Origin of the sequence: Acidovorax sp. LjRoot194, from assembly GCF_964253015.1 — a bacterium.
Lineage (GTDB): Bacteria > Pseudomonadota > Gammaproteobacteria > Burkholderiales > Burkholderiaceae_C > Acidovorax.
In genome coordinates this window covers 3,602,073-3,625,409 of the sequence record NZ_CAXUQB020000001.1, presented here as the reverse complement: position 1 = coordinate 3,625,409, position 23,337 = coordinate 3,602,073, and the positions used below count along the sequence as shown (strand labels likewise).

The 23,337-nt window shown below is 66.9% G+C and carries 22 protein-coding genes; 13 read left to right on the top strand and 9 right to left on the bottom strand.

Annotation, left to right across the window (positions count from 1 at the left end):
- The first annotated feature begins 147 nt into the window (after positions 1-147).
- The 8 genes from ACSQ3N_RS16400 (at position 148) to ACSQ3N_RS16365 (ending at position 9,674) form a co-directional block, all read left to right on the top strand.
- On the top strand, positions 148-1,809 hold the full coding sequence (locus ACSQ3N_RS16400) for a methyl-accepting chemotaxis protein (RefSeq protein ID WP_056171981.1): 1,662 nt from the start codon (positions 148-150) through the stop codon (positions 1,807-1,809).
- A gap of 20 nt (positions 1,810-1,829) precedes the next feature.
- On the top strand, positions 1,830-3,020 hold the full coding sequence (locus ACSQ3N_RS16395; protein WP_436146834.1) for a substrate-binding protein: 1,191 nt from the start codon (positions 1,830-1,832) through the stop codon (positions 3,018-3,020).
- Positions 3,021-3,468: 448 nt separating this feature from the next.
- A complete protein-coding gene (locus ACSQ3N_RS16390) occupies positions 3,469-4,302 on the top strand; it encodes a branched-chain amino acid ABC transporter permease (RefSeq protein ID WP_056171978.1) in 834 nt (277 codons plus the stop codon).
- A gap of 37 nt (positions 4,303-4,339) precedes the next feature.
- Positions 4,340-6,130 (top strand): ABC transporter permease subunit, encoded by a 1,791-nt coding sequence (locus ACSQ3N_RS16385; RefSeq protein ID WP_436147963.1) that lies wholly within the window; start codon positions 4,340-4,342, stop codon positions 6,128-6,130.
- Positions 6,127-6,846: a branched-chain amino acid ABC transporter ATP-binding protein gene (locus ACSQ3N_RS16380; RefSeq protein ID WP_056171974.1), complete on the top strand. Its 720-nt coding sequence runs from the start codon at positions 6,127-6,129 to the stop codon at positions 6,844-6,846. The genes ACSQ3N_RS16385 and ACSQ3N_RS16380 overlap by 4 nt, the downstream gene beginning before the upstream one ends.
- A 1-nt stretch (position 6,847) precedes the next feature.
- Positions 6,848-7,876, top strand: a complete 1,029-nt coding sequence (locus ACSQ3N_RS16375; RefSeq protein ID WP_156372177.1) for an asparaginase — start codon at positions 6,848-6,850, stop codon at positions 7,874-7,876.
- 9 nt (positions 7,877-7,885) lie between these two features.
- A complete protein-coding gene (locus ACSQ3N_RS16370; RefSeq protein WP_056171972.1) occupies positions 7,886-9,037 on the top strand; it encodes a transporter substrate-binding domain-containing protein in 1,152 nt (383 codons plus the stop codon).
- 4 nt (positions 9,038-9,041) lie between these two features.
- The gene (locus ACSQ3N_RS16365; RefSeq protein ID WP_200926952.1) at positions 9,042-9,674 is read left to right on the top strand and encodes an ANTAR domain-containing response regulator; all 633 of its coding nucleotides are present in this window, start codon (positions 9,042-9,044) and stop codon (positions 9,672-9,674) included.
- Between the two features lie 11 nt (positions 9,675-9,685).
- Here ACSQ3N_RS16365 and putA read toward each other — a convergent pair whose 3' ends face one another.
- Positions 9,686-13,459, bottom strand: a complete 3,774-nt coding sequence (gene putA / locus ACSQ3N_RS16360) for a trifunctional transcriptional regulator/proline dehydrogenase/L-glutamate gamma-semialdehyde dehydrogenase (RefSeq protein ID WP_436146833.1) — start codon at positions 13,457-13,459, stop codon at positions 9,686-9,688.
- Between the two features lie 127 nt (positions 13,460-13,586).
- On the opposite strand from putA, the gene ACSQ3N_RS16355 reads away from it, so the two are divergent.
- The 3 genes from ACSQ3N_RS16355 (at position 13,587) to rlmD (ending at position 16,010) form a co-directional block, all read left to right on the top strand.
- Positions 13,587-14,066 carry an Lrp/AsnC ligand binding domain-containing protein gene (locus ACSQ3N_RS16355; RefSeq protein ID WP_056171968.1) on the top strand — a complete coding sequence of 160 codons (480 nt, stop codon included), beginning with the start codon at positions 13,587-13,589 and terminating at the stop codon, positions 14,064-14,066.
- Positions 14,067-14,188: 122 nt separating this feature from the next.
- Complete coding sequence (locus ACSQ3N_RS16350; RefSeq protein ID WP_436146832.1) at positions 14,189-14,494, top strand: hypothetical protein; 306 nt, start codon at positions 14,189-14,191, stop codon at positions 14,492-14,494.
- Positions 14,495-14,549: 55 nt separating this feature from the next.
- Positions 14,550-16,010, top strand: coding sequence for a 23S rRNA (uracil(1939)-C(5))-methyltransferase RlmD (gene rlmD, locus ACSQ3N_RS16345; RefSeq protein WP_436146831.1), 1,461 nt, complete (start codon positions 14,550-14,552; stop codon positions 16,008-16,010).
- Positions 16,011-16,118: 108 nt separating this feature from the next.
- On the opposite strand, the gene ACSQ3N_RS16340 is transcribed toward rlmD, so the two are convergent.
- Together ACSQ3N_RS16340 and ACSQ3N_RS16335 are read right to left on the bottom strand one after the other, a co-directional pair.
- Positions 16,119-16,493 carry a hypothetical protein gene (locus tag ACSQ3N_RS16340; protein ID WP_056171962.1) on the bottom strand — a complete coding sequence of 125 codons (375 nt, stop codon included), beginning with the start codon at positions 16,491-16,493 and terminating at the stop codon, positions 16,119-16,121.
- A 217-nt stretch (positions 16,494-16,710) separates the two neighbouring features.
- Positions 16,711-17,406 (bottom strand): Bax inhibitor-1/YccA family protein, encoded by a 696-nt coding sequence (locus ACSQ3N_RS16335; protein ID WP_056172257.1) that lies wholly within the window; start codon positions 17,404-17,406, stop codon positions 16,711-16,713.
- A 243-nt stretch (positions 17,407-17,649) separates the two neighbouring features.
- Between ACSQ3N_RS16335 and ACSQ3N_RS16330 the strand changes: the two genes are divergently transcribed.
- Entirely contained in the window at positions 17,650-18,057 is a 408-nt protein-coding gene (locus ACSQ3N_RS16330) for a GlcG/HbpS family heme-binding protein (protein ID WP_436146830.1), read from the top strand.
- 328 nt (positions 18,058-18,385) lie between these two features.
- Here ACSQ3N_RS16330 and hemP read toward each other — a convergent pair whose 3' ends face one another.
- A complete protein-coding gene (gene hemP / locus ACSQ3N_RS16325) occupies positions 18,386-18,607 on the bottom strand; it encodes a hemin uptake protein HemP (protein ID WP_056171959.1) in 222 nt (73 codons plus the stop codon).
- Positions 18,608-18,680: 73 nt separating this feature from the next.
- Here hemP and ACSQ3N_RS16320 point away from each other — a divergent pair, with 73 nt between their 5' ends.
- On the top strand, positions 18,681-19,163 hold the full coding sequence (locus tag ACSQ3N_RS16320; RefSeq protein ID WP_436146829.1) for a GFA family protein: 483 nt from the start codon (positions 18,681-18,683) through the stop codon (positions 19,161-19,163).
- A gap of 673 nt (positions 19,164-19,836) precedes the next feature.
- Here ACSQ3N_RS16320 and ACSQ3N_RS16315 read toward each other — a convergent pair.
- The 5 genes from ACSQ3N_RS16315 to ACSQ3N_RS16295 form a co-directional block, all read right to left on the bottom strand.
- Positions 19,837-20,247, bottom strand: a complete 411-nt coding sequence (locus tag ACSQ3N_RS16315) for an ExbD/TolR family protein (RefSeq protein WP_056171957.1) — start codon at positions 20,245-20,247, stop codon at positions 19,837-19,839.
- Positions 20,248-20,250: 3 nt separating this feature from the next.
- On the bottom strand, positions 20,251-20,970 hold the full coding sequence (locus tag ACSQ3N_RS16310) for a MotA/TolQ/ExbB proton channel family protein (protein WP_056171955.1): 720 nt from the start codon (positions 20,968-20,970) through the stop codon (positions 20,251-20,253).
- A gap of 55 nt (positions 20,971-21,025) precedes the next feature.
- A complete protein-coding gene (locus ACSQ3N_RS16305; protein ID WP_436146828.1) occupies positions 21,026-21,715 on the bottom strand; it encodes an energy transducer TonB in 690 nt (229 codons plus the stop codon).
- Between the two features lie 98 nt (positions 21,716-21,813).
- Entirely contained in the window at positions 21,814-22,086 is a 273-nt protein-coding gene (locus ACSQ3N_RS16300; protein ID WP_436146827.1) for a (2Fe-2S)-binding protein, read from the bottom strand.
- Between the two features lie 111 nt (positions 22,087-22,197).
- Complete coding sequence (locus ACSQ3N_RS16295; protein ID WP_436146826.1) at positions 22,198-23,325, bottom strand: alpha-hydroxy acid oxidase; 1,128 nt, start codon at positions 23,323-23,325, stop codon at positions 22,198-22,200.
- Positions 23,326-23,337: the final 12 nt, after the last annotated feature.

Below are 23,337 nucleotides of genomic sequence, written 5' to 3'. Positions count from 1 at the left end.
GCCGGTATCCCACTGCGGTGCCGGCCGCTCGCTCCACCTGGCCGCAACGGCCGGATTTTCCTCCAACACCACCACGACCCGCTGCACAAGGGGTGGCGCCACCCGCGCCACCTTGGGCGCAGCCATGCCCGATTCGAGGAGTTTTCCATGACCTTGCACCGATTCACCCACTCCATCGCCAGCCGCCTGGCGCTCGGCTTTGGCTGCCTGCTGGCGTTGATCGTGAGCGTAGCCGGCATGAATGCCTGGTCCTCGCACCAGGTGGGCAGCCAGGTGCGCCAGATCGTGGAGGTCAACAACCAGCGCGCCGCCTTCGCCCGCGAGCTGCTGGACAACATCAACCTGATGGCCGTGCAGGTGCGCTCCATCGTGCTGCTCACCGACATGGCCGAGCTCAAGGCCGAAGGCGCCACCCTGGAGACAGCGCGCGGCGAGTACGTGCGCGCCGAAAAGGCGCTGGCCGCAGCCATGGTCGATGCCCAGGCCGACGAGCGCCAGCTGGCAGCAGACATTGCCACGCTGGGCGCGCGCGGCATGGCGCTGGTGCAGCAGGCCGCCAAGCACGGCCTGGCCGGCGCCAACATCGATGCCACCACCACGCTCACGCAGGAGTTGCGGCCGGTGGAGGCGCAGTGGCGCGCCAGGGTCAATGAACTGATTGCCCTGCAGACCCAGCGCAATGCCGTGCTGGCCACGGCCGTGGGCGCGCAGATCCAGCGTTCCACGGCCATCGGCGCACTGCTGGCGCTGGCTGCGGTGGCCCTCGGTGTGCTGGTGGCCTGGCGCATCGCGCGTGGCATCCAGCGACCGGTGGAGCGCGCGGTGCGCATCGCCGAGCGCATTGCCGAGGGCGCGCTGGACAATGCCATCGAAGGCGCGGGGCAGGGCGAGGTAGGACGCCTGCTAGACGCCATTGCCACCATGCAGCGGCGCCTGCGCGGCCTGGTGGCCGACATCCGCGACGCGGCCGTGAGCATCGATACCGCCAGCTCCGAGGTGGCGGCCGGCAACCTGGACCTGAGCCAGCGCACCGAGCAGGCCGCCACGCGCCTGCAGGAGACGGCCCATTCGCTGGACCAGCTTGCCGGCAACCTGCGCCACAGCGCCGAGGCGGCAGGCGAGGCCAACGGCCTGGCCGGCAATGCGGCGGCTGTGGCCCAGCGCGGCGGCGCAGCCGTGGGCCAGGTGGTGACCACCATGGGCCAGATCACCCAGTCATCCCGGCACATCGCCGACATCATCGGTGTCATCGACGGCATCGCCTTCCAGACCAACATCCTGGCGCTCAATGCGGCGGTAGAGGCGGCACGCGCGGGCAACGCCGGGCGTGGATTTGCTGTAGTGGCGGGAGAGGTGCGTGCGCTTGCGCAGCGCAGTGCGTCGGCAGCCAGGGAGATCAAGGGCCTCATCGACGACAGCCTCTCCCACGTTTCTGCGGGCGCGCGCCTGGTGCAGGGCGCCGGCACCACCATGGCTGACATCGTGAGCAGCGTGGGGCAGGTGTCGGGCATTATTGGCGAGGTAGCCGGAGCATCCACCGCTCAGAGTGGGCGCATCCTCGACATCAACCACGCCATCGCCGAGCTGGACCACGCCACACAGCAGAACGCAGCGCTGGTGGAAGAGGGCGCCGCTGCGGCCGCCAGCCTGCAGGATCAGTCCCGCCGTCTGCTCGCGCTGGTGTCCACCTTTCACCTGGGAGCCGAGCCCGTCGACAGCGCGCCGCTGGCAGGCACCGCCAGAGCCGTGCCTGCAGCGGCCTTGCGCGAGGGCGCGCCGCAGTGGCTGCCCCTTGCCGCTGCGCGTTGACCACGGCGGGAGATGCTGCGATGAAGAAGCTTCTGAACACCCTGCAGATGGCCGCGCTGGCCCTGTTCGCCACGGCGGTGCTGCTGGCCGTGGCCACCACCGTCTCGGCGCAGCCGCATGCCGCTGAGCCCATCCGCATCGGCGTGGCCGTGGGCCTGTCAGGTGCCAACAGCGTAGTGGCACCTGCCGTAGTCCAGTCCTCGCAACTGGCGGTCGAGGAGATCAATGCCAACGGTGGCATCCTGGGGCGGCCAGTGCAGCTTGAAATAATGGACGATGCCTCTGGCGCCGAGGGCGCGCAGAAGGCTGTGGAAGCACTGGTGTTCGGCAAGAAGGTGCACACCCTCATTGCCATGCAGACCAGCGCGGCGCGCAATGCGGCGCTGCCCATCGTCGCGCGCGGCCAACTGCCCTACATCTACACCTCGTTCTACGAAGGCCGGTCGTGCAGCCCCTGGATGTACGTCAACGCCTGGGTGCCCGAGCAGCAGGTGGCGCCCGTGGTCGAATACCTGGCGCACAACCGGAATGCGCGCAGCTTCTTCCTCGTGGGCAGCGACTACGCCTTTGGCCGCGGCATGCTCGAGTTTGCGCGCCAGACCCTCAGAAAGGGCGGTGGGCAGGTGGTGGGCGAGGAGTACCTGCCCGTGGACGGCAGCGACTGGGCGGCGGTGATCGCCAAGATCCGCACGGCCAGGCCCGACGCGATCATCAGTGCCACCGCGGGCGGCGCACCCAACGTGTCGCTGGCCCGGCAGCTCAAGGCCGCCGACGTGCGCATACCGCTGGGAAACCTGTCCATCGACGAAAGCACTGCGCGGGAGATGGGCAGCGCGGCCACGGGCATGCTCATGGCGGCGTCTTATTTCCCGTCCATCGACACGGCGCACAACCGCTCGTTCCGCATGCGCATGCTGGTGCGCTTCGGCGCGGACCTCAAGGCGCCCAACGAACTCTCGGTGCCGCAGTACGAGGCTTTCTTCCAGTACAAGGCGGCGGTGGAGGCAGCAGGCAGCACCGATGCCGCCAAGGTCATCAAGGCGCTGGGTGAGGTCACGGTAACCGGCCCGCGCGGCACGCTGCGCATGGGCAAGGGCCGGCACACGCCGCTGGCCATGCGCCTGGGGCAGGTGCGCTCCGACGGCAGCATCCGCATCCTGGAGACCTACGCGAGCGTGGACCCGGGCGCGCAATGCCCGCAGATGGAGTGAGCTCGGCCGCTTGAATGACCCGCCTGAGGGCGCCTGCAGGGAGGACAAATCGCGAATAAAGCAGCTTCGCAGTTGATTGACGCTGGTGTGACCGGCTGTCATAATTGAAATGACCGCGTTGGCCAAGCCACTGCGGTCCCTCAGCAGCATTGCTGACCACATACCGGCTATGAAAGCCCCTGAAAGCGCACACCGCGCGGTCAGGGGCTTTTTGCTTTCTGGAGCTTGAAAAATGTTTTCTGTGGGACCCCTCCCGCTGTTCCTTTCACTGACCGATTCCGTGCGCCAGGCCCGCCTGGCAGGCACGGCCTGTGCATTGCCTGTGCAGGCACTGCTTGCGATATGCACAAGACCCACGAGACCCCGGAGACAGCCCATGACCCCTACCGCCGCCACCACCGCGTTGTCCCTGCGCGGCCCGATTCCCTCCCATTCCTAGGAGCACACCATGGTTCTCTTGCTGGATCTGCTCACCACGGCGGCGATGCTGTTCGTCGTCACGGCGGGGCTGATGATGGTTTTCGGGGTGATGAAGATCGTCAATTTTGCGCATGGTGCCCTGCTCACGCTGGGCGGCTATGCGAGCTACGTGGTCACCCGGCTGCAGATGGACCCGTGGCTGGCCTGGCCGCTGGCTATCGTGGTCGGCATTGCCGTGGGAATGCTGGTGGAAGGGCTCATCGTGCGCCCGCTGTATAAGCGGCCTCTCGACGCCATCCTGGCCACCTGGGGGCTCGGTATCGTCATCGGCCAGCTCATCGTGATGGGATTCGGGCGCGAGGTGCAGTTCGTCGGTGCGCCGCTGTCGGGTACCTGGCAGGTCGCGGGGATCGACTATTCGGCCTACCGCCTGGTGCTGGTGCCGGTGGCCATCGTGCTGTGCCTGGCGCTCACGGGGCTGCTCAACGGCACGCGCTTTGGCGTGCGCACCCGCGCCGTGATCATGAACGAGGACCTTGCCAGCAGCCTGGGCATCCATTCGGGTCGCGTGCGTTTCATCACCTTCAGCCTGGGCGCGGGCCTGGGCACGCTGGCCGGCGCCATGATCACGCCGCTGTCCAGCGTCGACCCCAACATGGGCCTGCCCTGGCTGGTCAGCGCCTTCATGCTGGTCATGGTCTCGGGCCACTCCATGGCCAGCCTGCTGGTGACCTGCGTCGTGTTCGGCGCGGCCCAGGTGCTGGTCAGCACCTACGCCAGCCCCGTCCTCGGCGGGCTGACCATCGCCGTCCTCGCCGCAGTCACGCTGCGCATCCGTCCCAAGGGGTTTGCCCGTGGCTGATACCACCACCCATTCCAATGCGGCATTGCCGCCCGTCATGCCCGCCGAACCCGCTGACCCGGTGGTACGGGCGCGTCCCTTCAACAGCCTTCTGGTGCTCGGTTCCATCGGTGTGGCGCTGCTCGTGGCCGGGCCCTGGGTGTTCGACACTTACCTGCTGAACATCCTGATCAAGGCCTTCTTCTTCGCCATCGCGGCGATCACGGTGGACATCCTCTGGGGCTACACCGGCTACCTCACCTTCGGCCAGTCGGCCTTCTTCGGCATCGGCGCCTATGCCGCCGGGCTGGTGTTCACCCACGTCGGGTTCAGCACCTTCACCGTGCTGCTGGCCGTCGGTGCCACGGTGCTGGCCAGCGCGGCGGTGGCCGGCCTGGTGGGCTGGCTCTCGTTCTACCGCGGGGCTTCGCCGTTCTTTGCGACGGTGATCTCGCTGGTGCTGCCCATCGTGCTCACGCAGTTGCTGCTGTCGGGCGGCAGCTTCACGGGGTCGAGTTCGGGGCTCACGGGCTATCCGAGTTTCGACTGGTCGCTCGAGGCCTGGTACTGGGTGGCCGGCGCCATGCTGGCCGTGGCCGGCGCCATCGGCTGGGTGCTGGTGCGCAGCGATGCGGGCCGCGTGCTCGCGGCCATCCGCGACAACGAGGTGCGCTGCACCTACCTGGGCATCGACACCTCTCGGGTGAAGATCGCGCTGCTTACGGCCATGGGTGTGATGGCCGGTATAGCAGGCTTTGGCTACGGCGCGTTCAGCGGCGTGGTGGCGCCAGAGCTCACGGGCTTTGCGCTGGGCACCGAGCTCATCATCTGGGTGGCCCTGGGCGGGCGCGGCACGCTGTGGGGGCCGCTGGCCGGTGGCGTGCTGATCAACGTGGCCACGGCCTACCTGAGCAGCAGCATGCCCTTTGCCTGGCAACTGATTCTGGGCGGGGCGTTCGTGGTGGTCATCGTGCTGTTTCCGCAGGGGCTGATTCCGCTGCTGCTCAAGCCCTTCGGCGTGTTGCAGGGTGCCAGGCGAATGCCGCAGCTGCAGGAGCGGCGCGGCAGCACCGACGGCCAAGCGACCGATGCGGTGGCCATCCGCCTGCAGGGCGTGACCAAGCATTTTGGCTCCCTCAACGTGCTGCAGGGCATCGATTTCGAGGCCCGCCCAGGCGAGCTGGTGGGGCTGATCGGGCCCAACGGCGCCGGCAAGACCACGCTGATGCGCTGCATGAGCGACGGCGCCGAGCGCAGCGGCGGCACCGTGGCGCTGTGCGGCAGCGACATTCGCCAGCTACCGCCTGAGGCCTGCGTGCGCCTGGGCCTGGGCCGCAAGTTCCAGAACGCCAACATCTTCGAGTCGCTGACCGTGGCCGAATGCCTGCGCATCGCCGGCACGCGGCTGGAGCGCCCCTCGCTGCTGCACCAGGACACGGTGCTGCGCCTGCCGCCCTATGCGCTGCATGTGGTGCGGGCCACGGCGCTGGAGGGCAAGCTGGCCAGCGTGGCGCGCGACCTTTCGCACGGCGAGCAGCAGGCGCTGGAGCTGGCCATGGTGCTGGCGCTGGAGCCGCGCGTGGTGCTGCTCGACGAGCCCACGGCCGGGCTGACCAAGACGGAGCGCACGCAGATCGGCGAGGTGCTGTCGTCGCTGGCGCACCGCTATGGGCTGTGCTGCCTGCTGGTGGAGCATGACCTCGATTTCGTGGAAATCGTCTCCACGCGCATCGTGGTGCTGCACCAGGGCGCCATCGCCATGCAGGGCAGCTTCCAGGAGGTGGTCAACTCGCCCCTGGTCAAGACCATCTACTCGGGTAGCACGCATGCCATGAAGGAGGCCGCATGAACGCCATCGCATCTCCCTCGGCTCTGGTGCTCGACGGCATCACCAGCGGCTACCGCGCGTCCGTAGTGCTGCGCGGCCTGAGCCTGGACATCCGCAGGGGCGAAGCCGTGGCCCTGCTCGGCAAGAACGGCATGGGCAAGAGCACCCTGCTCAAGACGGTAATGGGCTACCTGGCCAAGAAGGCCGGCGCCATCCACCTGCATGGCGAGAACATCACCCGCCTGCCGCCGCACCGCATCGCGCGCCAGGGGGTTGCCTATGCCTCGCAGGAGCAGCCGCTGTTTGCCGACCTGAGCATCCGCGACAACCTGCGCCTGGGCCTGGCGCGGGAGTCGCTGTTCGACGAGCGCTTTGCGGCGGTGGAGCCGCTTTTTCCGGTGTTCGGCAGCCGCCTGGCGCAGTACGCCGGCACGCTCTCGGGCGGCGAGCAGAAGATGCTGCTGCTGGCGCGGGCGCTGATGGTGCGGCCCTCGGTCATCCTGCTCGACGAAATCACCGAAGGCCTGCAGCCCTCGGTGATCGACCGGCTGGCCAATGCGCTGCTGCAGGAGCGCGAGCAGCACGGCACAACGCTGCTGATCGTGGAGCAGAACGTGCCCTTCGCGCTCAAGGTGGCTGATCGCTACGTGGTCCTGAAGCAGGGCGAGCTAGTCGACGAGGGCCTGGCCAAGGCCGATGGAGCTGTCGAGGCGGTTTTCAGCCACCTGAGGGTCTGAGATGCGCACCATGGACCATTCGCTGTCGGCGCCGCCACCGGTGCCGTTACCCCTGCCGCTGTGCCAGCTAATCGCCACCGGCGGCACCATCGCCATGAAGCTCGACCCCGAGCGGGGCGGGGCCGTGCCTGCGCTGTCGGGCGAGGACTTGCTGGCGGCCGTGCCCTCCATGTCGCGCGTGGCGCGGCTGGAGGTGCGCGAGTTGTTCAACATCCCCTCCGACCACATGGACCCGGGGCGCTGGGTGCAGCTGTGGCATGCGGTGCACGAGGCGCTGTCACGGCCGGAGATCACCGGCGTCATCATCTCCCACGGGACCGACACGCTGGAGGAGACGGCCTGGTTCCTGGACCTGACCCTGGCCAGCGACAAGCCCGTGGTGCTGGTGGGCGCGCAGCGCAATGCCTCGGTGCCCGATTTCGACGGTCCGCGCAACCTGCTCAACGCGGCGCGCATCTGCGTGGCCAGCCAGGCGCGCCGCCGGGGCGTGCTGGTGGCGATGAACAACCAGATCAACGCCGCCCGCGAGGCCACCAAGACCCACACCGCCGACGTGGAGGCCTTCAAGTCCGGCGACTTCGGCCTGCTGGGCGTGGTCGACGAGGATCGGGTGGTCTTCTCGCGCCAGCCCACGCGCCGCCAGCATGTGCCGCTGCGCGCGGGGGATCTGCCGCGGGTGGAGATCGTGCCCATGTTCGCAGGCGCCAGCGGCGACCTGGTGCACGCCGCAGTGGCGCTGGGTGCGCGGGGCATCGTGGTGCAGGCGCTGGGCTTCGGCAATGTGAACGTGGACATGTTCGCAGCCATTGAAGAAGCTATCGCGCGTGGTGTGGCCGTGGTCATCTCCACCCGCGTGCCCAACGGGCGCGTACAGCCGGCCTACGGATTCGACGGCGGTGGGCGCACGCTGCAGGCGGCGGGCGCCGTGTTCGCCGACAATCTGAGCCCGCACAAGGCGCGCATCTTGCTGATGCTGTTGCTGCAGGGCGCGAGGACGCCGCACCAGTTGCAAAGCATGTTCGACCAATGAAGGAATGCCATGTCCGATGATCCCTCCATGCAGCAGCCCGATGACGGCTGGCGCGTTGGCGTGCTGTTTTCCCGCTCGGGGCCCACGGGCGTCACCGAGTCGGAGCACTTCTTCGGTACGGCCCTGGCCATCGAGGAGATCAACCAGCTCGGCGGCGTGCTCGATCGGCCGCTGATCCCTGTGGTCTACGACCCCAATGGCGACATTGCCGAGTACCGCAAGCTCGCCACGCGGCTGCTGCTGGAGGATGAGGTCAATGTGGTCTTCGGCTGCTCGCGTTCGTCGAGCCGCAAGGCGGTGCTGCCGGTGATCGAGCGCAACAACGCTCTGCTGTGGTACTGCTCGTTCTACGAAGGCTTCGAGTACTCGCCCAACGTGATCTACACCGGTGCCGTGCCCAACCAGAACAGCGTGCAGCTGGCCGCCTACCTGATGCAGAACCGGGGCACGCGCTTCTTCCTCGTCGGCGCGGATTACATCTACCCGCGCGAATCGAACCGCATCATGCGCGACATGGTCGAGCAGCATGGCGGCGAGATTCTCGAAGAGGTCTACCTGCCCATCGAGGCCGGCCCGTCCGAACTCAAGGAAGTGCTCGCGGACATCAAGGCCCAGCAGCCCGACGTGGTGTTCTCCACGCTGGTGGGCCAGTCGGCGCGGCTGTTCTACCAGCTGTACCGCGACTTCGGTCTGGATCCCAAGACCATGCCGATCGCCAGCCTGTCCATGGCCGAGGAGGAGATCCGCCTCATCGGCCCGGCGCTGTGCGAGGGGCACATCACCTCGGCCACGTACTTCGGCTCGGTGCAGAACGAGAGCAACCAGCGCTTCGTGGCGCTGTGGCGCAAGCGCTTCGGCGACCGGCCCACCAGTACCTGGTCCGAGATGGCCTATACCCAGGTGCACCTGTTCGCGCGGGCCCTGCAGCGCGCAGGCAGCATGGACCGGCGCAAGCTGGTGGAGGCGGCGCGCGCCGTGTCCTTCGACTCGCCCGAAGGGCGCGTGACGGTGGATGCCGAGAACAACCACTGCGCGCTCACACCGCGCATCGGCATCTGCCGCGCGGATGGTCAGTTCGACATCGCCTGGGAGGCGTCGGAGCCAGTACGGCCCGACCCGTACCTGTCTACTTTTGGTTTCTCTGAATTCTGGCTGAGGTAAGTCGATGAGCTCCAGCCTACGCCGTCTCTATGAAGACCTGCGCAGCATCAGCGTCACCGTGGTCTACCCGCCGGGGGAAGACCGCGACGTGGTGGTGCAGCAACTGCAGCGCATCGGCTGCCGCCTGAAGGTGGTCTGGCCGTTCCCGCCTGAGCCGCCCACGGGCGTGGACGTGATTTTTTTCCAGGTCTCGCAGGACCTGGAGGGCAGCAGCGCCTGGAACGCCAGCGCCGTGGACTCCGCCTTCGTCGCCCTGTCGGACTATGAAAGCCCGACCACGCTCAAGCTGCTGCTCGACACCAAGGCGCATGGTGTCATCACCAAGCCGTTTCGCTCCTCGGGCATCCTCAGTACCCTGGTGCTGGCGCGGGCCTCGCAGGGCTTCCAGCAGCGCCAGCAGGGCAAGATCGAGAAGCTCGAATCCACCATCAAGTCGCGCCGTCAGATCGAGAAGGCCATCCGCGTGCTGGTCGATTACCAGCGCATGACCGAAGCCCAGGCCTACGAGCACATGCGCGAGCGTGCCACCGGCCTGCGCGTGACGGTGGCCGAGGTGTCGGCCATGCTGCTGGAGACGCACGAGGCCATGGAAAAGCTGGGCTTCGGCGCCGCCAAGCCGGCAGGCAAGGCCAGGTAGGTCCGCAGCCGTCAGCCGATGGTCATCAGGCTGGCATTGCCGCCTGCCGCTGCCGTGTTCACGCTCAGCGCGCGCTCGATCACCAGGCGTTCCAGCGGCACCTCGGTGCTGCCGGGTTGCAGGGCCGTGACGGCAACGATGGGGCCGGGGCGGCGTGCGATTTGCTCACAGAGGCTGCGCAGTGATTCGGGGCTGCCATGGTGCAACACGGCGGCCAGGTCGATGCTGCCGTCAGCCAGGGCGTTGCCGGCGGTGGTGATGCGCGCCTGCACCTCGGCGGGCAGTGTAGTGCGAAGGGCGGTGTGGGCATCGCTCCACACGGCCTCGCCGCCGCTGGCCAGCACGGCGGCCAGCTGGGTCAGCAGTTCATCCTGCGTGGTGGCGATGCACAGCACGGTGGCACGTGGCAGCAGGCTGTAGACGTTGCGTTCGCCAGTGGGCCCGGGCAGCGTGCGCGCCGTGCCGCTCTGGGTCTCGGCGGCAAAGCGGCGGCAGGTGGCGGCGAGCGCGCTGTGGCCCTGCGTTTGGGCCCAGCGCTCCAGCGCATGCAGTGGGGTGAGCAACTTGTCCCGGCTGGTGGTGTCGGGCGGGGTGGTGCGGTCGGCGGCGGCGAAGGTCTGCGCCAGTGCGTTGGCCGGGCGCTCGGCCAGCAGGCGCAGCAGGTACAGCGGGCCGCCAGCCTTGGGGCCTGTGCCCGACAGGCCTTCGCCGCCGAAGGGCTGCACGCCCACCACGGCACCCACCATGTTGCGGTTGACGTACACGTTGCCGGCGTGCGCGCGGTCCACCACGCGGGCGATGGTCTCGTCGATGCGGGTGTGAACGCCCTGGGTCAGGCCGTAGCCGGTGGCGTTGATCTGGTCGAGCAGCTGGTCCAGGTCCTGGCGCGCATAGCGCACCAGGTGCAGCACGGGGCCGAAGACTTCGCGCTTCAGCTCGCTGATGCTGTTCAGCTCGATGAGCGTGGGCGGCACAAAGGTGCCCTGCGCGGCCTCGGCTTCATCGCTGCGGCAGTGCTGGTACACGGAGAGGCCCTTGGCCTTCAGGGCATCGATGTGCTTGTGGATGCCCGCCTGGGCCTCGGCGTCGATCACCGGACCGACGTCTACCGCCAGCGCTGCGGGATTGCCCAGGCGCAGCTCGCCCATAGCGCCCTTGAGCATCTCGACCACGCGGTCGGCGGCGTCATCTTGCACGCACAGCACGCGCAGGGCGGAGCAGCGCTGGCCGGCGCTGTCAAAGGCCGAAGACACAGCGTCGGCCACCACCTGTTCCACCAGGGCAGAGGAGTCCACGATCATCGCGTTCTGACCACCCGTCTCGGCGATCAGCGGGATGGGGCGGCCGGCGGCATCGAGTCTGCCGGCGATGGTGCGTTGCAGGATGCGTGCGACTTCGGTGGAGCCGGTGAACATCACGCCCATGACACGGTCGTCGCCGATCAAGCCCGCGCCCACGGTCTCGCCCTGGCCGGGCAGCAGCTGCACCGCGCCGCGCGGCACGCCGGCCTGCCACAGCAAGCGCACGGCCTCGACCGCGATCAGCGGCGTCTGCTCGGCCGGCTTGGCCAGCACCGGGTTGCCCGCGGCCAGCGCCGCGGCCACCTGGCCCATGAAGATGGCCAGCGGAAAGTTCCAGGGGCTGATGCAGGCCACCGGGCCCAGGGGTATGTGCGTGGTGTTGTCGAAGGTGCTGTCGACCTGGGCCGCGTAGTAGCGGAGAAAGTCCACGGCCTCGCGCACCTCGGCGATGGCGTTGCTGGCGCTCTTGCCGGCCTCGCGCATCAGCAGGCCCATCAGCGGCTGCAGGCGCGCTTCGAGCAGGTCGGCGGCGCGCTGCAGGGTGGCGGCGCGTTCGGCAGGGGCGGTGGCGGCCCAGGCGGATGCCGCGTGCTGCGCGTTCTTCAGGGCCTGGTCTACGTCGTCGGCCGTGGCCTCCTGCACCTGGCCGACCAGGTCGCGCAGGTCGGCGGGGTTGCGCACGGGGATGGTCGGGCCGGTGGGCGCATCGGTAGCGAGCAGCGGGCCGGCCTTCCAATCGTGCTGCGCGCTGGCCTGCAGCGTGGCGGCGAGCTGCGCCAGCGTGGCGTCGCTGGCGATGTCGAGCCCTTGCGAGTTGGTGCGGCCGTTGCCGTACAGCGCCGCTGGTAGCGGAATGCGCGGGTGGGGCAGGGCGGCCGTGCCCTCACGAGCGGCGGCTTCGTCCACCACCTGCACGGGGCTGCGCACCAGTTCGGCCAGGGCGATGGTCTCGTCGGCGATGCGATTCACGAAGGAGGTATTGGCACCGTTCTCGAGCAAGCGGCGCACCAGGTAGGCCAGCAGCGTCTCGTGCGTGCCGACGGGGGCGTAGATGCGGCACGGCCGGCCCAGGCCGGCCTTTCCTGTTTCTCGGCCGAGCTTGCCCGCGCTGACGCCGCCCACCACCTGCTCGTACAGCGGCTCGCCCATGCCGTGCAGGCACTGAAACTCGTACTGCCCTGCGTAGTAGTTGCTGCCCGCCAGGTGGTAGATGGTGGCCAGGGTCTCGGCGTTGTGCGTGGCGAACTGCGGGTACACGGCCTCGGGCGCGGCCAGCAGCTTGCGTGCACAGGCCACGTAGGAGATGTCGGTGTGCACCTTGCGGGTGTAGACCGGGTAGTCGGCCAGGCCGTCGATCTGGGCGCGCTTGATCTCGCTGTCCCAATAGGCGCCCTTGACCAGGCGCACCATGAGGCGGCGGCGGGAGCGGCGCGCCAGGTCGATGACGAAATCGATCACATACGGGCAGCGCTTCTGGTAGGCCTGGATCACGAAGCCGATGCCGTTCCAGCCCGCCAGGCTGGGCTCGTGGCACAGGCGCTCCAGCAGGTCGAGCGAGATTTCCAGCCGGTCGGCCTCTTCGGCGTCGATGTTGATGCCGATGTCGTAGCGCTTGGCTAGCTCCGTCAGGCGCAGCACCAGCGGGTAGAGTTCGTCCATCACGCGGGCGAACTGCGCGCGGCTGTAGCGCGGGTGCAGGGCCGACAGCTTGATCGAGATGCCCGGGCCCTCATAAATGCCCCGCCCGGCCGATGCCTTGCCGATGGCGTGGATGGCCTGCTCGTACGAGGCGTAGTAGCGCTCGGCGTCGGCCGTGGTCAGGGCCGCCTCGCCCAGCATGTCGTAGGAGTAGCGGAAGCCTTCGGCCTCCATGCGGCGCGCGTTGGAAAGGGCCTCGGCAATGGTCTCTCCGGTGACGAACTGCTCGCCCATCATGCGCATGGCCATGTCCACGCCCTTGCGGATCAGGGGCTCGCCGCCCCGGCCGATGAGCCGGCCCAGCGATGCGCCCAGGCTGCCTTCGCTGTGCGTGGCCACCAGTTTGCCGGTGATGAGCAGGCCCCAGGTGGCGGCGTTGACGAAGAGCGAGGGGCTCTTGCCCAGGTGGGGCTCCCACTGGCCATTGCTGATCTTGTCGCGGATGAGCGCGTCGCGCGTGGCCGCATCCGGGATGCGCAGCAGCGCCTCGGCCAGGCACATCAGGGCCACGCCCTCCTGGGACGAGAGCGAGAACTCCTGCAGCAGCCCCTGCACGATGCCCGCGCGGCCGCTGGCGGCCTTGCGCTGGCGCAGGGCGCCGGCAATGCGCAGCGCCAGTTGTTGCGATGCCGCGGCCAAGTCCTGCGGCACGCGGGCCTGTGCCAGCAGCGGTGCCAGGGCCTCGGGCTCGGGCCGGCGGCAGGCGGCGGTGATGGCGGCGCGCAGCGGGTTGGCCAGCGGGGTGCGCGGGGCGAAGTCTGCAAAGGCGGCGGCGGTCGTTGTCATGGCGGGTTCTCGAAGAGAAATGTTCGGGCCCGACGGCTGTCAGACCCCCTGAAACGGATCATCTCTGGAGTCGCGATGAATAAATGGTCGAAAATTGGTCCATCGAGCGAATGAATCACTAGAGCCAATGACCAACGACACCGATCTGGACCGTATCGACCGCAGAATTTTGTCAATCCTGCAGGAAGATGGGCGCATTGCCAACCTCAAGCTGGCGGAGGCCGTGGCCTTGTCGCCCACCGCGGTCCTGGCGCGCGTGCAGCGGCTCACGCGCGACGGATTCATCCTGGGTTATGAGGCGCGGCTGAACCCGCTCAGGCTGGGTGCCGGCATGCTGGTGTTTGTGGAGGTGCTGCTCGACCGCACCACGCCCAACGTGTTTGATCAGTTCAAGGCGGCGGTGCAGGTGCACCCCGAGATCATGGAGTGCCACATGGTGGCAGGGGGCTTTGACTACCTGCTCAAGACCCGGTCGGCCGACATGAATGCCTATCGGGTGTTTGCCGGCGCCGTACTGTGGCAATTGCCCGGCGTGCGCGAGACGCGCACCTACGCCGTGATGGAAGAGGTCAAGCACACCAACCACCTCTTTCTCCATCTGTCGTGAAGCGCCGCGTCACCACAGCCGCGCCGTTGGCCCGCAGCGGCTTTCACGCGACAGCGGCGTTGGCTGGGCGGGGCAAAGCCCGCATAATCTCTTGTAACTACGTCTGACTCAGGAGAAGAAACATGAAGGTCGTTCCATACGCTGCAGCAGCCCTGGTGGCTGCATTCTTCAGCCAGTCGGCCATGGCGTCGTGCTATGTGGTGTACGGCCCCGACAAGGACATCGTGTACCGCGCGCCAGAGCCGCCGATCGATTTGTCCCGCCAGATCCACGAGACCTTGCCGGCGGTGGCACCCAACTCGACACTGGTGTTCACACCGGACAATCACAACTGCGATCTCACCGTCAACAAGCTGCCGCTGGCCTCTGCGTCGATGCGCGGCGCCTCGGGCCCTGGCATGCGCGCAGCGCGCGCCGACCGCAGCTGAACTTTTCCCGTCCAGGCCCGGACAGGCGCAGTCCCGGGCCTGAGACAATCGGGGGATGAGCGAACCGAAAGAACTATCCCCCTCGTTTGAACCCTGCGCGCAAGAAGCCTCCGACCTGCCCGAAGGTTGGCTGGAGGTGCGGTCCATGGACCTGGATGCCCAGGGCGTGGCCCGCAAGCCCGACGGCAAGGTCATCTTCATCGACGGTGCCCTGCCATTCGAGCTGGTCACCGCCAACACCCACCGCAAAAAGAACAACTGGGAACAGGCCAGCCTGACGGCGATCCACCGTGAATCGTCGCAGCGTGTGCGCCCTGGCTGCCCGCATTTTGGCCTGCACGCCGGTGCGTGCGGCGGCTGCAAGATGCAGCACCTGCACGTGGGGGCGCAGGTGGCCGTCAAGCAGCGGGTGCTGGAAGACAACCTCTGGCACCTGGGCAAGGTCAAGCCAGAAACCGTGATGCGGCCCATCGAGGGGCCCGCCTGGGGCTACCGCTACCGCGCCCGCCTGTCGGTGCGCCATGTGATCAAGAAGGGCACCGTGTTGGTGGGCTTTCATGAACGCAAGAGCCGTTACGTGGCAGACATGCAGACCTGCAAGATCCTGCCGCCCCATGTGGATGCGATGCTGATGCCGTTGCGTGCGCTGATCGCCGGCATGGACGCGCGCGACACCTTGCCGCAGATCGAGCTGGCCTGCGGCGACACCGTCACCGCCCTGGTGCTGCGGCACCTGGAGCCCCTGAGTGCTGACGACATCGCCCGCCTGCGTGCCTTCACGGCCGAGCACGGCGTGCAATGGTGGCTGCAGCCCAAGGGCCCGGACACCGTGAAACTGCTGGACGAGGGCGGCGAGCAGCTGTCGTACGCGCTGCCGGATTTCGGCATCACGATGCCTTTCAAGCCCACCGACTTCACGCAGGTCAACCCGCACATCAACCGGGTGCTGGTCAGCCGGGCCCTGCGCCTGCTCGACGTGCAGCCGCACGAGCGCGTCATCGACTGGTTCTGCGGCCTGGGCAACTTCACGCTGCCTCTGGCCACGCAGGCGCGTGAAGTGCTGGGCATCGAGGGCAGCGAGGCGCTGGTCGCCCGTTCGCGCGAAAACTATGCATTGAATCAGGCTCTGCCGCGCGGCAGTAAAGCGCTGGCAGCTACTGATTTTGTAGCGCGCAATCTGTTCGAGATGACGCCCGCAATGCTGGTGGCCGACGGCTCGGCCGAGAAGTGGTTGGTGGACCCACCGCGCGAGGGTGCCTTTGCGCTGGCCACCGCGCTGGCGGACCTGGAGCAGTCCCGCATCGGTGCCGAGGGCGCAGGCCCGCTGCCGCCCGGGGCCGAGAACTGGACCCCGCCGCAGCGCATTGTGTATGTCAGCTGCAACCCCGCCACGCTGGCACGGGATGCGGGCCTGCTGGTGCACAGGGCCGGTTACAAGTGCACGGCCGCGGGCATGGTCAACATGTTCCCGCACACGGCGCACGTCGAGAGCATGGCGGTGTTCGAGCGGGCTTGATCGCCCGCGATTGGAGCCCCGATGGACGCCCTAGTGGCGTTGCCGCCATGGCGTCTTCAAGTCTTGTTATGAAATGGCTCCTGAAAGGAGCCTTCATCTGCGAGCGGCTCAGCTGCGGCTTCGGCTGGCTGCGGGGTCCCGCGTCTCGGTCTCGATGTCGGCACTGCCCTTGCGCTCGGGCTTCTTCACCTCGCCCAGCACCGACGGCGCGCCTTCGATCTTGTTCTCGCGCATGTAGGCGTCCATGTCCTTCCAGCCGGCAAAGACGGATGCCTTGGCGGCCTTGGGGTTGAGCGTGTAGCAATCCTCCAGGCCGCGCAGGGCATGGCGGCAGGCGCCGCCGATGGCCTTGGCCTCGGCATCGCGCTGCGCCACGCGCGGATCAGGGCCCAGGCCAGGGATCTTGTCGCAGCCAGTCAGCAGCAGCGCAAGGGCGGCGACGGCCAGCAGCCGCAGCGGGGTGGAGGGCAGATTGCGATACATGTACTTGCATTATCGGCAGGACTGCGCCGCTATTGAGGCTTGACCTTGGTCCGGGCTCAACAAAAACAAAAAGGCCCCTGAAGGAGCCTTGTGGCGCACGCTGTGAAGCGGCCGTAGAAACTGGCGCGGCACCAGGCCAGAGCACCCGTGGAACCGGCTTCGCCGGGCCACCGGGTGCGTCCCCCTTGGGGGAAGCGGCGCATCCGCTCAGGGGGGCTTATTCCTTTTCTCCGCCCATGATGCCCAGTAGGGCCAGCAAACTCTGGAACACGTTGAACACGTCCAGGTACAGGGCCAGGGTGGCGCTGATGTAGTTGGTCTCGCCGCCGTCCAGGATCTGCTTGATGTCGTACAGCATGTAGGCGCTGAAGATGCCGATGGCCGCCATCGAGATCGCCATCATGCCCACGCTGGAGCCGACGAACACGTTGATGATGCCGCCCACCATGAGCACCATGGCGCCCACGAACAGCCACTTGCCCATGCCCGACAGGTCGCGCTTGATCACGCTGGCCAGGCTGGCCATCACGAAGAACACGCCGGCGGTGCCCGCAAAGGCGGTCATGATGAGGTCGGTACCGTTCTTGAAGCCCAGCACCATGCCGATCAGGCGCGACAGCATCAGACCCATGAAGAACGTGAAGGCCAGCAGCACGGGCACGCCGGCTGCAGAGCGCTTGGTCTTTTCGATCGCGAACATGAAGGCGAACGCGCCGCCCAGGAACACGATCAGGCCCACGCCGCCGCGCAGCGACTGGGTGATGCCGGTGGCCACGCCGACCCAGGCGCCCAGCACTGTGGGGATCATGCTCAGCGCGAGCAACCAGTAGGTATTGCGAAGAACCCGGTGGCGGTCTTCCTGCGAGATGCCATAGCCCGCAGAGTGGCCCAGGGTGGTGACATGGTCATTCATCTTGTGTCTCTCCTTGTTGGCCTGCACAGCGCAGACATTGCAAATTCTAGGTGGAGACGGTTTTTGGCCTTGCAATGACCGCACCCGCTTACCTACTTTTGGTAAGGGTACTTTCACCCTGCATAGGGGTGAGCGGCCCTGGCGATGCCGCTATGCTTGATGGTTCTCTGCTTCGGCGGGCCCCTGCGGTTCGTCCGGGCGACCTTTCTTCGACTCTTTCTTTTCCTCCATCCGGACACATCCATGAAGACCAAGCACGAACTCGAACTCGCCGACGTCAAGGCCATTGCCGCCGCTGCCGAAGCCGAAGCCCTGAAGAACAAGTGGGCCGTGACCATCGCCATCGTGGATGATGGCGGCCACCTGCTGTGGCTGCAGCGTCTGGACGGTGCCGCGGCCGTGTCCTCGCACATCGCCCCCTCCAAGGCCCGCACGGCCGCTATGGGCCGCCGCGAGAGCAAGGTGTACGAGGACATCGTCAACGGCGGCCGCACCGCTTTCCTGAGCGCGCCCGGCATCGACGGCCTGCTCGAAGGTGGCGTGCCGATCCTCAAGGACGGCCAGTGCTTGGGCGCGGTAGGCGTGAGCGGCGTGAAGTCCACCGAGGACGCGCAGGTCGCGCGTGCCGGCATCGCTGCACTAGGTCTTTGAGATTGCTATCAAATAGATAGCTTCTGGCGCTTGCCTATTAAGCGCTGGAGGGCAAATTTATTTGAATCTACCGGGTGACGCTGTCGTCGCCCACAAAAAAACCGGCTCAAGGCCGGTTTTTTTGTTGCGAGCGAAGAACCCTGGGGTACAAAAAAAGCCTGGCTACGCGGGGGTGAACCCGTTGGCTGGCAAAAACGACCCTTGCGAGCTTGTTGAAAGCCCGGGAGTCGCCCCACGATGAAACTGGGTACCGCTGGCGGCGCTATAGGTGCAAAGACCGGTCAGGCGCGGGCTGCGGCGGGTGTTGGTGATGGCTGTAACTGCCGCCTTATTTGGTCAGGATCAGCTTGCCGAGCTTGGTGGCCTGCAGGCGGTACACGGACCCGTTGTGGCTGATGGCGACGGCCTTCTGGCCCTGCAGCAGGGAGCTGCTGTCGACCGCAGCTGCGGTCAGTTCGGTGCGTTGGCTTGCTTGCCCGTCGGCGTGCGAGACTCCCTTGCTGGCAGAAGCGGGGCGCAGGATCGAAGCGGCGGTCAAAGTGGCTTGCATGGGTTTTTCCTGGTGCGTTTGATTGCGTTTTTGCTAATGATAACGATTCGCAATTACAAGTCAAGCGACTGGAGTGTTTCTTTTTGTTCTTTTGCTCGCCGGGCAAAATCTGACCACAGCGGTCATTCAGATCAAGGATCCGAACATGATGAAGATTGACGGTGCGTGCTACTGCGGTGCGATCGCCTACGAGGCCGAGGTGCAGCCGGGCACCATAACGGTCTGCCACTGCGATGATTGCCAGGGCCACTCAGGCTCTGCCTTCCGGGCCAACATCGCGGCTCCTGCGTCCAGCTTTCGGCTGACCCGGGGCACGCCCCGCACCTACATCAAGACTGCCGCCAGCGGCAACCAGCGCGCTCTGGCGTTCTGCGAGGTGTGCGGCAGCTCGCTCTATGCTTGCGCTGTGAGCGATCCCGCCACTTATTCACTGCGGATCGGCACGATCGAACAACGGCACGAGCTCGGCTCGCCGCAGCGGCAGATCTGGACATGTAGGCGACATGACTGGTTGGGGTTGCCGGAAGGCACGGCGTCGTTTGAGGAGCAGCCGTAACTGCGAGCGATCGCGGACTTCGAGGGGTCGTTCCGGGCCCGGAGCGCATGTTCCCTGGCTGGGTGGTGTAGGCCTGACTACAGGCGAGCAGCAAACCGCGACGATTCCTAGCTCAACCCCATGTTTTCCGCCGCTAGCCGCAGTTCCGCCCAAAAAACCGGAGGCGAATGACAGAGTTCGCCAAGGGACTCTGCTTCATGAAGCGCCAAGCCGAGTTCGTTGTGACTTAGGAACTCATCCATCTGACGAAGAATTTCCACTGCTCCGCTGGGGAGTGGAGACGGAAGGTAGTTTTTGCTTGCAATCAGATGGCCGGAAGTGATTGCCCACGAAGACGGTAAATCCTGGGTCACCATTTTTATCGACCTCCATTCGCTATGCCTGCTTCTTGCCGGGGGCCGTCATCGTATCAATAGCCGAATCCAGCAAAAGAGACGACGGCATCCCGGAAAGCTCCTCCAAAGCAATGCTGAATAGGGTCATCTGTTTGGTTTTTCTGCGTGGCTGAGCAATGGATGCTTGGAGTCTGTAGCGGATGAGCCCCCATCGAAGAAAGCCAAAAGCAAAAGCGAAGCCCCAAAAACACACCCGGCGCGCCCTCTGCAAGCAAAGCGTGCAGCTGGCGGGCCGGGTGGCAGGGGAGGGTAAGAGAGGCTGACTCGCAGCCTCCGCATCAAGGCGCAGGGTCCGTCACAAACCCGATCTTGCGCACGCCCGCCCGCTGTGCCGCCGCCATGGCCTGGGCCACGCGTTCGTAGCGCACTTCCTTGTCGCCGCGGATGTGCAGGTCGGGCTGGGGCTGCTTGGCGGCTTCGGCCTGCAGGCGGGGGAAGAGTTCTTCTTCCGTGACCTGCGTTTCGTTCCAGAAGTACTTGCCGTCGGCCGACACCGACAGGCGCACGGTTTCGGGCTTGACGTCCTCGGGCTGGTTGGTGGCGCGGGGCAGGTCCACGTTGACCGAGTGCTTCATCACCGGCACGGTGATGATGAAGATGATGAGCAGCACCAGCATGACGTCCACCAGGGGCGTCATGTTGATCTCGTTCATCACGTCATCGGCATCGTCTTGGGTTCCGAAGGCCATGGCTTACGCGCCTTTCTTGAGGGGCAGGACCTTGGCCTGTTCGCCGCCGGCGTTCACGCGGGCACCGGTCACGAAGTAGGCGTGCAGGTCGTGGGCAAAGCTGTTGAGGCCGCCCAGGATGGACTTGTTGCCGCGCACCAGGGCGTTGTAGCCCAGCACGGCGGGGATGGCCACGGCCAGGCCCAGGGCCGTCATGATCAGTGCTTCGCCGATGGGGCCGGCCACCTTGTCGATGGTGGACTGGCCCGACGTGCCGATGGCCACCAGTGCGTGGTAGATGCCCCAGACGGTGCCGAACAGGCCGATGAACGGGGCGGTGGAGCCGACCGACGCCAGGATGGCCAGGCCCGACTGCAGGCGTGCGGTGAACTCGTCGATACAGTTGCGCAGGCAACGCGTGACCCAGTCGCTCACGTCCAGGCTGTCGTGCAGGTGGGCCTTGGTGTTGCGGTGGTGGGCGGTGGCTTCGCGGCCTTCCAGGGCCAGATGGCGGAAGGGGTTGGTGTTGTCGCTGCCCAGCTTGGTCAGGCCGGCGGCGAAGTCTTCGCTGTGCCAGAAGTCCTGCGCGGCGCGGGTGTGCTTCTTGAACTTGATGATGTCCAGGGCCTTGATGAAGATGACGATCCACGAGGCCAGCGACATGGCCAGCAGGATGATGGCGACCGCGCGGGTGACGAAGTCACCCTGGATCCATACGTTGGCGATGCCGAATTGCGATTCCATGAAAAAACTCCCTGAAGCTGATCTAAAGCGTTGATTGACTGAATGATTGACTGATTTATTCGAGGACGAAGTTGACAGGGACCAGGTTCCACATGGTCTCGACCACACCGTTGCGCTTGCCGGGCACGAAGCGCCAGCGCATGACGGCTTCCTGCGCCTGCTTGTCCAGGCGTTCGAATCCGCTGGACTTGTTGACTTCGACCTTCTGCGGCAGCCCGTCCGTGCCGATGAGCACGCGCAGCACGACCTTGCCCTGCTCGCCCATGCGCTTGCTGATGGCGGGGTAGCTGGGCTTGGGGTTGTTCAGGTAGGCCGCGTCGCTCGACGGCAGCTCGATCTTGGGCGGGGCCGGTGGCGCTGGTGGGGCGGGCGGCGCCGGGGGTGCTACTGGGGCCTCGATGGGCGGGGCGGGTGGCTGTGGCGTGGTGATGCCGACAGGCGCGTTGGGCGCCGGAGTGGGGTCCGGGATGGCCACGGGCATGGGCGCCGGGCGCGGTGCGACCTTGGGGGCCGGGCGTGGCGGTGGTGGCGGGGCAGGTGGCGGCGGTGGCGTGACCTTGGGCGGGGCGGGCGGCGCGATGAATTCGCTCAGCAGTTCTGCCGGCACGATGACTTCGGCCGCGCGGCGCAGCAGGCCCGATTGCAGGGCCCAGATGCCTGCAATGTGCAGGGCAATGACGGAGCCCACGATCACGGTGTTGCGGCTGACACCCCCGGGAGGAGCAAAACGATCAGGGTGAGACATAAAAATGATAGCTGCTAGCGCTTGTGTACCAAGCGCTAGAGCCCTAAAACACCTTAGTTATTTGCGAAAGATCCACCAGGCCGAGCCTGCGACGAGGATCAGGCTGCCAGCGAGCGTTGAGAGGAGTTCCATGACTTGCTTTCCAAAATGGAGCTGGCAAGCTGGATCGTTTGCGGCGCTGCATCGTTGTGCAGTGCGGCCACCGGGTTCGATGCACTGCACTGCGCGACCACGTCGCGGGCGCAGCTTTCGCAGCACCCGCATTGGGTGGCGACGCCCAGCTCGAACTGGATCTCGTCAAAGCTCATTCCGGCACGTGCGTGGCGGGCGATCTCACGGTCCGATATCCGGCGGCAAACACAGACGATCATGGCGGCAGGCAGTGTGGCTGGCTGTTGAAGGTGTCGCTATTATAAATAAGAATCTATCGCATTTGCAATAAACCATTTCTGCCAAGAGGGAGAAACCGGCGCAAAGGCGCGTCAATCGGGGCTGTCTGCCGTCAGCAAGGCTGGCGTGGCGTCCGCCAGCGTGGCGCAACCGGTCAGGGCCATGGCGATCTCCAGCTCGTCGCGCAGCAGCCGAAGCACGTGGGCGACGCCGGTGGCCCCTGCGTTGGCCAGCCCCCAGACGGCCGGGCGCCCCACCAGCACGGCGGACGCCCCCAGCGCCATCGCCTTGAGCACGTCGGTGCCGCGCCGGATCCCGCCATCGACCAGCACCGGCACGGCGCCGCCCACGGCCTGCACCACGCGCGGCAGGGCGGTGGCCGTGGCCGGGGCGGTGTCCAGTGTGCGGCCGCCGTGGTTGGACACGATGACGCCCGCAACGCCGGCCGCCACGGCCTGGCGCGCATCGGCAGGGTGCAGCACGCCTTTGAGCAGCACGGGCAGGCGGGTGATGGACTGCAGCCACGCCACGTCGTCCCAGGTGGGGGCGTGGTGCAGCAGTCCGTCGAACAGCGCGCTCTGGTCGGCACCGAGGGCGGGGGCGGGCGGCGCCTGCATGCCCGCCAGGTTGACGGGCGCGATGCCCGGCGGCAGGCGAAAGCCCGCCCGGCGCTCCCGGTCGCGGGCGCCGCTCGTGGGCGCGTCCACCGTGAGCACCAGGGCTTCGTACCCCGCGGCCTCGGCGCGCTGGACCAGGGCGCGGGTGAAGCCGCGGTCCGGCTGCAGGTACAGCTGAAACCACAGCGGGCCGCGGCCGGGGTCGGGCAGCACCGCCTGGGCGATGGCCTCCAGCGGCATGCTGGCCTGGGTGCTCAGCACCACGCCGGCGCCCAGTGCCGCGGCCGCATAGGCCATCGCCACTTCGCCGTCGGCGTGGGCCAGGCGCTGAAAGGCCACGGGTGCCAGCAGGATGGGGTGCGCCAGCGTGCGGCCCAGCAGCTCAACGCGGGTGTGCCCGCCAGCCAGCGGACGCAGCACGCGCGGCCACAGGGGCAGTGCGTCCCACGCGCTGCGGTTGCTGCGCAGGCTGATCTCGTCGGCCGCGCCGCCGCTGAAGTAGGCCCAGGCGTTGTCGTCCAGTTGTTGCCGGGCCTGCTGCTCATGGTCGGCCAGGCTGGCGAGGCCGGGAGGGAGCTGTTGGCGTGCTGGGACGTGGGTCATGGCAATGAAAAA